This window comes from Geodermatophilus pulveris (genome assembly GCF_900188375.1).
GTDB classification, from domain to species: Bacteria; Actinomycetota; Actinomycetes; order Mycobacteriales; family Geodermatophilaceae; genus Geodermatophilus; species Geodermatophilus pulveris.
In genome coordinates, this window is record NZ_FZOO01000014.1 from 1 (window position 1) to 13572 (window position 13572).

Annotated in this window: 11 protein-coding genes and 1 tRNA gene; 4 read left to right on the forward strand and 8 right to left on the reverse strand. The window is 75.1% G+C overall.

Annotation, left to right across the window (positions count from 1 at the left end; translation table 11 throughout):
* Positions 1-96 precede the first annotated feature (96 nt).
* From CHB98_RS20210 to CHB98_RS20240, 7 genes are all read right to left on the reverse strand, one after another.
* A tRNA-Lys gene (locus CHB98_RS20210) sits at positions 97-172 on the reverse strand.
* Between the two features lie 772 nt (positions 173-944).
* Positions 945-3542 (reverse strand): putative bifunctional diguanylate cyclase/phosphodiesterase, encoded by a 2598-nt coding sequence (locus tag CHB98_RS20220; protein ID WP_089307414.1) that lies wholly within the window; start codon positions 3540-3542, stop codon positions 945-947.
* A 151-nt stretch (positions 3543-3693) separates the two neighbouring features.
* Positions 3694-5574 (reverse strand): S8 family serine peptidase, encoded by a 1881-nt coding sequence (locus tag CHB98_RS20225; protein WP_089307415.1) that lies wholly within the window; start codon positions 5572-5574, stop codon positions 3694-3696.
* A gap of 4 nt (positions 5575-5578) precedes the next feature.
* Complete coding sequence (locus CHB98_RS20230) at positions 5579-7174, reverse strand: S8 family serine peptidase (protein WP_218822454.1); 1596 nt, start codon at positions 7172-7174, stop codon at positions 5579-5581.
* A gap of 334 nt (positions 7175-7508) precedes the next feature.
* Entirely contained in the window at positions 7509-7652 is a 144-nt protein-coding gene (locus CHB98_RS21890) for a hypothetical protein (RefSeq protein WP_179224756.1), read from the reverse strand.
* Between the two features lie 162 nt (positions 7653-7814).
* Positions 7815-8669 carry a hypothetical protein gene (locus CHB98_RS20235; protein WP_143425150.1) on the reverse strand — a complete coding sequence of 285 codons (855 nt, stop codon included), beginning with the start codon at positions 8667-8669 and terminating at the stop codon, positions 7815-7817.
* Positions 8670-8707: 38 nt separating this feature from the next.
* A complete protein-coding gene (locus CHB98_RS20240; protein ID WP_089307417.1) occupies positions 8708-9589 on the reverse strand; it encodes a Rieske (2Fe-2S) protein in 882 nt (293 codons plus the stop codon).
* Positions 9590-9801: 212 nt separating this feature from the next.
* On the opposite strand from CHB98_RS20240, the gene CHB98_RS20245 reads away from it, so the two are divergent.
* The 4 genes from CHB98_RS20245 (at position 9802) to CHB98_RS20260 (ending at position 12892) form a co-directional block, all read left to right on the forward strand.
* Positions 9802-10281 (forward strand): GtrA family protein, encoded by a 480-nt coding sequence (locus tag CHB98_RS20245; RefSeq protein ID WP_245821471.1) that lies wholly within the window; start codon positions 9802-9804, stop codon positions 10279-10281.
* Between the two features lie 101 nt (positions 10282-10382).
* Entirely contained in the window at positions 10383-10985 is a 603-nt protein-coding gene (gene wrbA, locus CHB98_RS20250; RefSeq protein WP_089307419.1) for an NAD(P)H:quinone oxidoreductase, read from the forward strand.
* A gap of 69 nt (positions 10986-11054) precedes the next feature.
* Positions 11055-12533: a metallophosphoesterase gene (locus CHB98_RS20255; protein WP_245821473.1), complete on the forward strand. Its 1479-nt coding sequence runs from the start codon at positions 11055-11057 to the stop codon at positions 12531-12533.
* 23 nt (positions 12534-12556) lie between these two features.
* Positions 12557-12892: a hypothetical protein gene (locus CHB98_RS20260; protein WP_089307420.1), complete on the forward strand. Its 336-nt coding sequence runs from the start codon at positions 12557-12559 to the stop codon at positions 12890-12892.
* 3 nt (positions 12893-12895) lie between these two features.
* Here the strand turns inward: CHB98_RS20260 and CHB98_RS20265 are convergent, their stop codons facing one another.
* Positions 12896-13570, reverse strand: a complete 675-nt coding sequence (locus CHB98_RS20265; RefSeq protein WP_089307421.1) for an AMIN-like domain-containing (lipo)protein — start codon at positions 13568-13570, stop codon at positions 12896-12898.
* Positions 13571-13572 lie beyond the last annotated feature (2 nt).

A 13572-nucleotide genomic window follows, 5' to 3' on the forward strand; every position in this document is an offset into this window, starting at 1 on the left:
CCCACCGGCCGACCACCCGGCCCCACCCGGAAGTGACGGACGCCCGAACCCACGGAACGTGGGTCCGGGCGTCCAGGATGTCTTGCGACATCACACTGGTGGGCCCCGTGGGGATCGAACCCACAACCCGCGGATTAAAAGTCCGCTGCTCTGCCAGTTGAGCTAGAGGCCCGGTGGGTGCCGAGAACTCTCCAGACAACCCACGAGACGACGCGGAGGCCATCCGGAGGGCCGCTCGCTGCGCCCCGCAGCGAGGCTACCGCCCGTTCCCCGTGCCGGTCGGCGCCGGATGTCACGATGCGCGCGGGTGACATCACTGATCATGCGGTCCTCACCGACCGGCGAGTCGACGCAGCGCATCGACCGGGCGGCATCGGCGGTGCGTCGTCCGGTGCCACGACGGCCTTGATCAATCGAGCCAGGCGGTCAGCAGCGTTGGCGCAGCTGCCCTCGGCGTCGAGCGCACCAGGCAACGGGCTCCGGCTGTGCGAAGCCCAGCGGGTCCGGACCGGTCATCGCGTGGTGGCTGGCCTCCGACAGGAGGGCGCCGGTGCCGACCTGCACCGCGGTCGTGGCCATGTCCCCGATGGTCGCCGTCTGGTTCGCGCCGATCGGCGTGCCCGTGCTCGGAGCCGAGGGTGTGGAGGACCGGTCTGCGACAGAGGTGGTCGCAGCATCACCGGAACCGGCATGGGGGGACCCGTGCGCGATCGGGGTGCGCCAGGAGTCCCCGCCCACGGGTGAGGGAGCGGCTGCTGGTGGGAGTCCGGGCGCCGCCGGTCGCAGCGACCGCGAGCACTTCCCGGGGCGGGGCGGCCGCTGCCGCCGGGCGGCTGCGCGCCGGCCGGTTCGCCAGTGCGCACGCGGTGGTCGGCGATGTCGCGGACCCTGCGGATGATCCGCCTGGGTGCCGGCGCCCTGCGCCCGTGTCACGAGCTCGGGGGCTAGCTGACCGCGTGCAGGGTGGGCCGGGTGGCCGTACCCCGGGTGGCCAGCCAGCCGGCGAACTCGGCGACCGGCATCGCGCGGCCCAGGTGCCAGCCCTGCACCACGTCGCAGCCCATCGTCGACAGCAGCTCCCAGACGGCGGCATCCTCCACGCCCTCGGCGACGACCTCGAGTCCGAGGTGTCCGCCGAGGTCGATGATGGCGCGCACGATGGCGGCGTCCTCGCCCCCGGCCTGGAGGCTGGTCACGAAGCTCCGGTCGATCTTGACCTCCTGCACCGGCAGCCGCTTGAGGTAGGACAGCGACGAGTACCCGGTCCCGAAGTCGTCGACGCTCAGGCGCACCCCGAGGTCGCGCAGCTGGTGCAGCAGCGCGGTGGCGCGGGCCGGGTCGGCCATGACCGAGCTCTCGGTGACCTCCAGGGTGAGCGCGGAGGCGGGCACGTCGTGCCGGCGCAGCAACCGGGACACCTCCTCGACCAGGTCGGCGTCGTGCAGGCTGCGGGTCGAGAGGTTGACCGAGATCCCCAGTGGGTGGCCGGCGGCGCGCCAGGCCGCGACCGCGGCCAGCGAGGCGTCGAGCACCCGGGTGGTCAGCGGGCCGATCAGGCCGCTGCGCTCGGCGACGGGGATGAACTCGTCGGGCGGCACGACCCCCAGCTCGGGGTGGTGCCAGCGGACCAGCGCCTCGGCGCCGACGACGGCGCCGCTGTCCAGCCGGGCCTGCGGCTGGACGTGGACGGAGATCTCGTCGCGGGCCAGCGCGCCCCGCAGCTCGGCGACCAGGGTGAGCCGGCGCGGGTTCTTGCTGTCCAGGTCCGACTCGTACACCCGCAGCCCCTTGCCGCCCCCCTTCGCGTCGTACATGGCCATGTCGGCGCGCTTGAGCAGCACGGCCGCGTCGGTCGCGTGCGCCGGCGCCAGGGCGACGCCGAGCGAGCCGCCGACCTCGACCTCCATGTCGTCGAGGGCGATCGGGTGCTCCAGGGAGCGCAGCACGCGGCGGGCGACGTGCACGGCCCGCTCCTCGTCGCCGGTCCCGCTGAGCAGGACGGCGAACTCGTCACCGCCGAGGCGGGCGACCATGCCGGCGGTGCCGACCGCGGTGGTGAGCCGGGCGGCGACCTCCACCAGCAGCTTGTCCCCCTGCTGGTGGCCCAGGGTGTCGTTGACCTCCTTGAACCCGTCGAGGTCGAGGATCATCGCCACCGCGCCCGCGCTGCGACCGTCGGCGACCTCCTCCAGAGCAGTGGTCATCCTGCGCTGCAGCAGCGCCCGGTTGGGCAGGCCGGTGAGCGCGTCGTGCATCGCCTCGTGGCGCAGCTTGTCGATGAGCTCGCCGTTCTGCAGCGCGACGCTCGCGTGGTTGGCCACGGTCTCCAGCAGCAGGACGTCGTCCTTGTCGTAGGTGCGCACGTCGCCGAGCCGGTCGAGCACGAAGAGAACGCCGAGGACGCCGGCGCCGCCGCGCAGGGGGACGACGACCGCCTCGCGGGCGGCCTGGGCGTCGAGCCAGCGGCGCTGTACGGCGTCCTTGGTGGTGCGGGGCAGGAGGAGGGCGGTGGCGTCCTCGACGACCTGGTCGAGCAGCCACCGGTCCTCGGCCGACTTCGGTTCCTCGGACCGCGTGAGCCGCCCGCTGACCCCGAGCCGGACGTGGGCGACCTGGCTCTGCGGCGACGCGACGAAGGCGATCTCCGCCCGCTCGGAGCGCAGCAGCTCCTTGGCCTCGGCGAGCACGCTCCCCAGCACCTCGTCCACCTCGGGGGAGGTGCTGACCGCCTGGGTGAAGCGGTAGATCCGCTCGAGGTTCAGGTGCCGGTCGGACAGCGACGCGTAGGCGCGGTAGCCGAGCAGCAGCCCGACGCCGGTCAGGACGAGCAGCCAGACGCTGTGGGGGGAGACCGTGAGGCTCGTGACGGCGACCAGCGCCAGGGTGATGACGACCGGGGCGGCCGGCTCTCCGTTGACCACGTCCCGCAGCAGCTCACCAGGCCGCATGCTGCCCTCGTAGACCGCGATCACGAGGGCCAGCGCAACGGCGCCGACGCAGTTGGCCGCCATCGGGCCGGCGTACGCGCCGATCCAGGACAGCGGGCTGGTGCTGTCCGCCAGGTCGCTCAGCGCGTGGAAGACGGCGACGGCCACGGCCGTCTGCACGCTGACCATGGCGAGGTTCCACGAGGTCTTGAGCAGCGACGACCGCCGGTGGAACACGAAGATGGCGCCCGATCCGACCAGCCGGCCCGCGAGCAGCTCGAGAGGGGCGGCGAAGAAGAGGCCGAGGACGAGCGGCAGCTCGCTGACCGACACGGTCCGCGCCTCGCGCCTGGTCTGCACGTGGAAGACGCACGCCTCCGTGGCCGCGAACCCCATGCTCAGCACCCACCAGGGCAGGTGCAGCTCGGGCTGGGAGGCCGGGACGCCGACGAACGGAGCGCCCACCAGCACAGCGAGGACGCCGAGCGCGATGGTCTGCAGCACGACGAGCGCGCTGCGCCGGTCGAAGCGGGACCTGCGCCGGGGGGCCGACGCCTCGTCGCCGCCCACGGGTCCGGTGTCGTCCGGTCCCGCATCCGTCTGCTGGGTGTCCATGCGCCACCTCCTCACCCTCGTGTACGACCGCCTGCGCCCGTCGGTTGAGGCCGGACGCCCCTGCTCTCACCCGACGGGGCGGGAGCCCGGCTCCGGACGCGACGGAGCGGGGTGGGCGGACCCACCCCGCTCCGCGGTGTGCACCGGCCGGTCAGGCCCAGCTCGAGGCGGCCCAGGTGCGGGTCGCCCAGGTGGAGGCCGCCCAGGTGCGAGCGGACCACTCCTCGCCGGCCCAGGTGCGGGCCGCCCAGGTGCGGGCGGACCACTCGTCGCCGGCCCAGGTGCGGGCCGCCCAGGTGCGGGCGGACCACTCCTCGCCGGCCCAGGTGCGGGCCGAGAAGCGACCGTCGGCGTCGGGCAGCCATGGCACGGCGACCCACGCGGTGCCGTCCCAGGTCTGTCCGGCGAAGTGGTCGGCGTTCCAGCCGTGGCCGAACCAGGGCCGCTTGAGCCACGAACCGCCCGTGAACCGGTCGCCCGACCACGAGCCGTCCGTGAACGCGGTGCCGGCCGCGGAGGACGTGGCCCACACGTGGCCACTCCAGGCCGTGCCGAACACGTCCCTCTCCCCGGTCAGCTCGGCACCGCCGACCGAGACGTGCGCGGTGCCCCGCGAGGCCTCGAGCGAGCCGCTGCCGGTGGACCGCGGCCACGTCTGGGCTGCCTGCTTCGGGGGCTGCTTCCTCATCGCGGCCGCCAGGCCGATCAGGCCGCGGCCCTGCCCCTGCGCGTCAGCGGAGGGGATCCGCCGCGCCGTGTCCAGGAGGAGGGCCTTGACCTGGTCGGGCGTGAGCGTCGGCCGCTGCTGGAGCATCAGCGCGACGCCACCCGAGACGACCGCGGCCGCCTGGGAGGTCCCGCTGCCTCGGAAGAACCGGGTGCCGACGCGGCCCTCCGGGAAGCCGGTGTCCAGCAGCGAGCCGGGGCTGCGCAGGCCGACCACCCGCGAGCCCGGCGCGACCACGTCCGGGTTGCGGATCCCGTCGCCCTTGCTCGACCACTCCGGGATGACGTCGTCGGACATCGCGAAGGTGCCCCGGTCGTCGACGGCCCCGACGGCCAGCACGTACGGGTCGTACGCCGGGTTGGTCAGCTTCTCGTCCGCCGAGCCGCGGTTGCCCGCGGAGACGACGACCACGATGCCGGCCCGCCAGGCGGCCTCGGCGGCGTGGGCGAGCGGGTCGAGCGTGTAGTCCTGCACGCCGTCGGTGCCGAAGGCCAGGTTGAGCACCCGGATGTCCAGCCCGTTGGCGCGCCTGTTGGCCACGACCCAGTCGATGCCGGCGATGACCTGCGAGACGTCGGACTGCCCGGCGGAGTCGGCGACCTTGACACTGACGACGCGGGCGTCGGGTGCCATCCCGAGGAAGTCCACGTCCCCGCTGGCCGCGTTGACCGTGCCCGGAGCGGCGGTGTCCCGGCCGGCGATGATGCCGGCCATGGCGGTGCCGTGCCCGTAGCCGTCCAGGGCGTACGCCGGGCCGGAGACGCAGTTCTGCCCCGAGCTGTCGCACTGCTGGGCCTCGAGGGACAGGTCCGGCCCATACACCAACTTGCCGGCCGTGTCCAGGCCCTCGACCGGGACGACGCCCGAGTCGATGACCGCCACGTCGACGCCCTTGCCGGTGTACCCCTTCTGCCACATCGCGGTGGCGCCGGTGGACTCGGTGATCCAGTCCAGCGACCCGCTCTGCGAGATCTGGTCGGTCACCTCGGCGCTGGTCAACCGCACCGTGGCGTCCTCGGTGACCTCCCGGACGCCGGGCACGGCACGCAGGGCGGCCAGCCGGTCCTCGGGCACCGAGGCGCTGAAGGCGTCGATGATGCCGAGCTGGCGGACCACCGTGCCGCCGGCGGCGGCGACGGCCCGCTCCGGGGCGTCACCGGCACCGGGCAGCTGCTGCACGATCACCCCGACGCGCTCGGCGTCGGACGGCGGCGCGGCCGCCGCCGGGGCGGCGGTGCCGGCCGCCAGAGCGGCGGCCAGCGCGGTCACGGTGATGCCGCGCGCGCTCCTCCGAGTGGGCGACATGGCTCTACACCCAGCCCGTGCCGGCGAAGTCGGCGGTCCGCCAGGTGCGGGCCGACCACGCCTCGTCGCGCCAGGTGCGGGCCGACCAGTCGCCCTCACGCCACGTGCGGGCCACCCACGCGCCCTCACGCCACGTGCGGGCGGTCCACTCGTCGGTCCGCCAGGTCCGCGCGGTCCAGGTGCCCTGCCCCCAGTCGACGGTCGGCCAGGCGCCGGACTCCCACGCCGCCCCGGTCAGCTGCACGCCGCGCCAGGTGCCGCCGTCCCAGATGGTGCCGGCGGCGACGGCCGCCGCGTAGGCCTGCGGGTCCCACGCGTTGCCGAAGATGTCGACCTCGCCCTGCAGCGGGGCCGCACCGTCGTGCACGTGCGAGGTCCCGCGGGCGGCCTCGATCGAGCCGGTGCCGGAGCCCCAGAACTGGCCCGACTGGCCCGACTTGTTGACGGGCTTGGTCTGGGCGGTGCGGACGTTGATCGTGCCGTTGCCGCGGTACTTGCTGTCCGTCGAGCTGAAGGCCATGGCCGTGGACATGAGCTGGCGCTTGACCTGGTCGGGTGTCAGCGTCGGGTTCTGCTGCAGCAGCAGGGCGACCGCGCCGCTGGCCACGGCGGCGGCCTGTGAGGTGCCCGACGCCTTGGCGAACCGGTCGCCGACACGGGCGGTCGGGTTGCGCTCGTCGGCGTAGCCGTTCGGCACCCGCGTGCCGAGGACGCTGACGCCCGGAGCGACGACGTCGACGTGGCGGGTGTTGCTCCCGCGGGTCGACCACTCGGGGACGGTGTCGTCGACGGCGCTGGTGGTCCCCTTGGTGTCCACGGCGCCGACGGCGAGCACGTAGGGGTCGCTGGCCGGGTTGGCGAGGGTCAGCTGCGACTGACCGTCGTTGCCGCCGGCGACCACGACGACGACGCCGTTCCTCCAGGCGTTCTCGACCGCGAAGGCCAGCGGGTCGACCGAGCTCGGCTGGGTCGAGTCCGTGCCGTAGGAGAGGTTGATGACCCGGATGTTGTGGTCGTTCCTGTGCTCGACGACCCAGTTGATCGCGGCGATCACCTGGGTGACGTCCACCGCGCCGTCGGAGGCGCCGACCTTGACGTCCACGAGCGTGGCGTCGGGGGCGATGCCGGTGAAGCGCTTGGGGTCCTGGTAGTTCTGCGTCGTCCCGGCGGCCTCCCGACCGGCGATGATGGACGCCAGGTGGGTGCCGTGCCCGTAGGCGTCCAGGTGGGCCAGCTCGGGGTCCTGGCTGTCGAACGACAGGTCCGCCCCGTCGACGACGTTGCCCGAGTGCAGCCCCGGGACGTTGGTCACGCCGGTGTCGATGAGCGCGATGCCGATGCCCTTGCCGGTGTAGCCGGCCCGGTAGGAGGCGTGCGCGCCGATCACCTCGGCGATGTTGTGCAGCGAGCCCTTGTCGGCGACGGGGTCGTAGCCGAGCCCGGCGTCGGGGGCGGCCTGCGCGGTTCCGGTGCCGGCCGTGAGGACGGCGGCCGCGAGGGCCGAGGTGGCGATCGCGGCTGCGGTGCCGCGGACGCCGAACCGCCGCCGGGTGCGGGGCTGCTGCCCCGGCGTCCCGACGGACGTCCTGATGTGGTCCAAAGTGCTACTCGCTCTCTGCTCGCAGGAGGCACAGCTGCGACCCGGGGGACCGGGTCTGCACCGGTAGTAACGCAGCGACTTCGCAGAGTTGTTAGCGGTCCACCAGGTGCGTCACCCGTACTAGGGGCATCCCCACGCCCCCGCGGGTGAGTGCGGCCGGCACGCCGATGACGCGGGGCCGACCCGTGCCGGACCGCGGGTGCTCCCAGAGCCCGCCGCCGCGGTGGAGTGCGGGGTCGGTCCCCCGCAGCCACCGGGGCCCGACCCCGGCTGTGCGGCACCCGCGCGGGCGTCCTGGCTCACGCCGGGGAGCAGGAGGAGCAGCGGCTCGGGCTCAGATCACGTCGAGGACCAGCAGGAGCAGCAGGGTGAGCAGCGCGGAGACGGCCAGCGAGCCCAGGCAGCCGAGCCGGCTGGAGAAGAGGAAGAACACGGGCGCCGGGTGCCCGTGCGGGACCCGGGTGAACCGCGACGTCACGTTCCGTGGCCCGCCACCGGGACATGTCCCCTGGTCAGGTGATCGATGGGGATCCCGGAGTCACCTACGGTGACTCCTGCCCGGACAGCGGTCCCGGGCCTCCGGACCCCGGCCCGGTCGTCCCGTTCCCCCCGTGGCGGCCGGGCCGGACCGCGTCCCGGCTCAGCAGACCCGGTCCAGCAGGTCCCACAGCAGGTCCTGCTGCGCGGCGTCGACCGGCAGGGGCACCGCCACCGGCTCGGCGTCGCCCACGGCCACGGCGAGCGGGAACGCGAACGGCTGCTTGGTCTCGGCCAGCACGTGCGGCTCGCAGGACGCCGGGGTGAACGCCACCTCCCCGCCCACCCGGCCCTCCCCGGGGTCCAGCTCCAGCGGCAGCCCGGTGACCGCGACGTCCAGCACGACGCTGCCCCGCGCGTCGACCACCGTCACGGCGCGGTCGTCGCCCCCGGTCCGGGTGAGGACGACGCTGCCGGTGACCGACTCCCCCGCCGCCCGCAGCCCCTCCAGGCCCACCCCGGCGACGGCCAGCACCCCGGCGACCGCACACGCCTCCCGGTGGACGACGTCCAGGTCGTCCCCGGCCAGCGGCACCCGCAGCTCCTCCACCGCGCCGCCCGGCCGGACGACGGTCAACCGCGCGGCCACCGGCGACGGCCGGGCCGCGCAGTCCGGCTCGCCGTACGCGGTGCGCAGCGCGATCGTCCGCCCGGGCTGGAAGGCCGCGGTCAGCGCGGTCGGCGGCAGCGGGGCGAATCCTGGCGAGTCCAGCGCGACCGCGGTGACCGTGAACGGGGAGTCCCCGGTGTCGGTCACGCGGACGTGCACCTGCCCCGGGACGGGCACGTCGGTGCGCAGCCGCACCACCTCGGCCTCGACGCCCGGCACGGCCGGCAGCGCAGGCGCCGCGGCCGACGGCGGGGACGACGAGGACGACGGGGCGGGGCTGCCGGCGCCGGTGGCCGGAGAACAGCCGGCGCACAGCAGCGCCAGGGCCAGCACCGCCGTCCGCCGCATGCCCGGAGGGTAGGGACGGCGGCGCCGCCCCGGGAGCCCTACCGGTCGCGCCCGGGCACCCGGGCCATCACCCGGCCGGCCTGCATGCGGACCTCCAGCTTGTCCTGCGGATTGGCGGCCGGGCCGCGGCGGGGCTGGCCGTCGGCCAGGTCGAACGCCGACTGGTGCCACGGGCAGACCAGGCAGTCGCTGCCGCGCACCTGCTCGACCCGCCCTTCGTACATGGGCCCGGCCAGGTGCGAGCAGGTGCCGATGAAGACGTCGACCCGCGTCCCCCGGCGGACGACGGCCAGCGGGACGTCCACGCCGCTGCCCCCGCCGGTGCGCAGCGCCGGCCGCCCGTCGGGCAGGTCGTCGAGCGGGCCGAGGTCGATCCAGTCCGAGGTCAGCGCGCGGGCCGCCGTCGCGGCGTGCGAGGCACCCGAGGACTGGGCGTAGGACATGTGCCCGCCCACGGCCGCCGACCCGGTGGCCACGCCCAGGCCGGCGTAGGACAGCACCCGCCCCAGCCCGCCGCGGCCGCGCGCCCGGGCGACCAGCGACCCGACGTACAGACCCAGCGCGACGGTGTTGCCGACGGCGTGCAGCGCCCCGAGCCGCTGGACGCCGACCCCCTGCTCGGACCAGTCGGCCGCGCCGGACATCGCGGCGGGGATGGCGGCGGCGACGCCAGTGCCGATGAGGACCGTGGCGGCCGGCCGCATCGACGGGATCGCGTCCAGCAGGCCGGCCGACGTCCAGCTCCCCACGGGGACCTGCACCAGGACCGGGTGCACCGGGTGGCCCAACCACGTCCCGTGCAGCAGGTCCTTGAACGCCTGCGGCTTCAGCGCGGCCAGCACGGCGCGCCGGGCCGGCTCGATCGCCCTGTCGAAGGTCGCGGAGTCCGCGATCCGGTCGAGGATCCCCATGAGGCTCATGCGCGGCGTCCTACCCCCGCCGGCCGGCCTCGATACCGTCGGTGCGATCCCGTGACGGACGGTGACCTCCCGGTGACGGGAGCGCCGTGACTGGCCGGGTGACGGTCCACCGACCAGGTGTCCGACCCCTTCCCAGGGGAATAAGCACTGGCGCACAGCCGATGCCCAGGTGGACCGTGCAGAAAGAACCCGTGGCCAGCAGAGGAGTCCTCGTGACCTGCCCGTCGCTGCTCGTCCGCCGCCCCGCGGCCGGCGAGACCGCGGGCAGCGTGGCGGGCCGGCTGCGCGGCGAGGACACGCTGGCCCAGTTCACCCGCTTCGTCCTGGTCGGCGGCTCGACGACGCTGGTCTACGCCGCGCTCTTCGTCGCCCTGGAGGGCTTCGGCTACCTGCCCGCGCACGTCGTCGCCACCGCCACCTCCACCGTGCTGGCCAACGAGATGCACCGCCGGCTCACCTTCCACGCCGGCGAGCGGGTCACCTGGCTGACCGCCCAGCTGGAGGCCGGCGGGGTCACGGTCGTCGGCCTGCTGCTCAGCAGCACGGCCCTCGGCGTCCTCGACTCCCTCGCCCCCGACGCCTCCGTGGTCACCCAGGTCGCGCTCGTCGTCACGGTCACCGGCCTGGTCGGCCTGATGCGGTTCATCGCGCTGCGCTGGCTGTTCCGGCCGCGCACGGCCACCACGGCCTGACCCACCGCGACACCCCGCCGGGGGGTTTGGCCACCGGCGTGGTTGAGCACACAACCAGCTGTATGGTTGAACGCACAACCACGACCTGAACGGAGGCCACCATGGCGAAGATCGCCGTCATCTACTACTCATCGACCGGGAACGTGCACCAGCTCGCGGCCGCACTGGCCGACGGCGCCCGCGAGGCCGGCGCCGAGGTCCGCCTGCGGCGGGTCGCGGAGCTGGCCCCCGAGGAGGCCATCGACTCCAACCCGATGTGGCGGGCGCACGTCGACGCCACCGCCGGCGAGGTCGAGGAGGCCAGCCCCGCGGACATGGAGTGGGCCGACGGGTACGCCCTCGGGACTCCGACCCGCTTCGGCACGCCGGCCGCGCAGATGAAGCAGTTCATCGACACCCTCGGCGGGCTGTGGTTCACCGGCAAGCTGGCCGACAAGGGCGCGACCGCCTTCACCAGCGCGCAGAACGTCCACGGCGGCAACGAGACCACGATCCTCACGCTGTTCAACGTCTTCTCCCACTTCGGTGCGGTGATCGTGCCGCCGGGGTACACCGACCCGCTGCTGTTCGAGGCCGGCGGCAACCCCTACGGGGCCTCCGTCGCCTCGGGTGGCAAGTCCGCCACCGCGAACGAGGCCGAGCTGGCCGCCGCCCGCTACCAGGGCCGCCGGCTGGCCGAGGTGACCGCCAAGCTGGTCGCGTGACGGTCGCGTGACGGCGGTGTGCCGGCCCGCGGGCCGGGTCGGCACACCGGCCGCGGCTAGCGTGGCGCGGTGAGCGAGCCGACCCCCGCGGCCGTCCCGGGCCGCTCCCCCGTCGCGCCCGCCATCCTGCGCCTGGTCGGCCGCTGGGCCGCCCGGCTGGCCGTCGTGCTCGGCGGGGCGTGGCTGGGCATCCTGCTGCTCGGCCGGGTCGACGCGCCGATCGGCCCGTTCGACGCCACGGTGGCGCTGCGGCCCCTGGGCGGTGGCGCCAGCCTCGACGTGCCCCCGCTGGGCGCGCTGGAGGTGGACGCCTACGACGGGCCGCTGCGGCTGGAGATCGCGCTCAGCCGGGTCGACGAGATCCGGGCGACGCAGCTGGCCACCGACCCGGTGGCGCTGGACGGCCTCGTGGACGACGTGAGCGCCGACCTGCGGGACGCCGTCGAGCGGGTCGCCCTGCTGACCGCCCTGGCCGCCGTGGCCGGTGCGACGACGACCTCCCTGCTCGTGCTCCGCGGCGGCCGCGAGCCGTTGGTCGCCCTGGGCCTGTCCGCCGCGCTGGTCGCGGGCACGGCCGGCGTGAGCGCCGCGACGTGGCGCCCCGAGGCGCTGTCCCAGCCGACCTACACCGGGCTGCTGGTCAACGCCACCAGCCTGATCGGCGGCGCCCAGGACATCGTGGCCCGCTTCGACGCCTACCGGGCCTCCCTGGAGGACCTGGTCGCCAACGTCAGCACGCTGTACGCCACGGTGTCGGCCCTGCCCCCGCCCGGCGGCTCCGGCGACACCGTGGCGCTGCTGCACGTCTCCGACATCCACCTCAACCCCGCCGGCCTGGACCTGGTCGCGCAGGTCGTCGACCAGTTCGACGTGGACGCCGTGCTCGACACCGGGGACCTCACCGACTGGGGCACGCTGCCGGAGGGCTCCCTGGTCGCCCGGGTCGGCGCCCTCGGCGTGCCCTACGTCTTCACCAAGGGCAACCACGACTCCACGGTCACCGTCGAGCTCGTGGCCGCCCAGCCGAACGCGACCGTGCTCGACGACTCCGCCGTCACGGTCGCCGGCATCGACGTCGTGGGGACGCCGGACCCGCGCTTCACCCCCGACCCGGACGCCGACGACGGCGCGCAGACCCTCGAGGAGACCGGCGAGGGCCTGGCCGCGTACGTCGCGACGCTGCCCCGGCCACCGGCGGTCGCCCTGGTGCACGACCCCGAGCAGGCGCCGCCGCTGGACGGCGTCGTGCCGCTCGTGCTGGCCGGGCACACCCACGAGCGGGCAGTGACCCGGCTCGACGGCGGCACGCTGCTCATGGTGCAGGGCTCCACCGGCGGGGCCGGGCTGCGCGCGCTGCAGGGCGAGTACCCCGAGCCGCTCACCTGCACGGTGCTCTACCTCGATCCGGGCACCGGCGCGCTGACCGCCTACGACGAGATCACCCTGGGCGGGCTGGGGCAGACCGAGGTCACCATCGAGCGGGAGGTCGTCGGCCTCCCGGCGGCCGGCGCCCGGCCGGCCCCCGCGCCCGCCTCCCCGACCGGGTGAGCCGGCCGCCCTAGGCTCGGCCCATGCCCACGACCCCCGCGCGCGCCGCCCGGACGGCGGCCGGCGTCCTCGCCGCGAGCCTCGCGGTGCTGCCGCTGACCGCCTGCTCGTTCAGCACGGACACCCTCTCCTGCAGCGGCAGCGAGTGCACCGTGCGGCTGTCCGGCGACCAGGCGCAGGTGGACGTCCTCGGGACGTCGCTGTCCTTCGGCGGCGTCCAGGACGGCCGGGCCTCGCTGAGCGTGGGTGGCGCCAGCGTCTCCTGCGCCGAGGGGGAGACCGTCAGCGTCGCCTCGCTGAGCCTGACCTGCACCACCGTGCAGACCGACTCCGTGGAGCTGACCGCCTCCCTCGGCTAGGGCTCAGCCGGCGATCTCGACGACGATGCGGGTGGGGTCCTCGAGCGCGTACACCCGGAACGGCGCCTCGGCGGTCGTCCCGATGACGGCGACCGAGGTGCCCTCGTAGGTCGCGTCCCAGGCCACCTCGGTGACCGTGCTGGTGCCCTCGCCGGGCAGCGGGTCGGGCCCGGCCCACTCCTCCACGCCGGTGTCGAAGGGGTAGCCGGCGCCGGTGACGGTCACCTGCAGCACGGCGTCGCCGGCGACCTCGATGGCGCCGCCCATGCCCTGCGCGTACGCCTCCTCGACGTACCGGACGTCCCAGCCGGGGGTGCCCGTCCCGGCGACCTCCAGGACGACGCGGTCGTACCCGTCCTGCCGGCCGGTCCGGATCGCGGTGACGGTGACCAGCGCGTCGGCGGAGGCCTCGCGGGTGGCCGGCGCGGTGTCCCCCTCGAAGGGCGGCGCGGCGGTGGCACCGCCGTCCGGGGTCCCGCCGTCCGCGGGCGTGCCCGGCGCGGCCGACCCGGACGGCGCGGGCGCGTCCCCCGTGCTGGCCGAGGGCACCGTGGCGGTGTCCCCGCCGCCGCAGCCGGCGAGCAGCGCGGTGCCGACCAGCGCGGTGCCGACCAGCGCGGTGCCGACCAGCGTGGTGGCGAGCAGGAGCGACGGGCGGGGGGCGGCGCGGCGGGTCACCC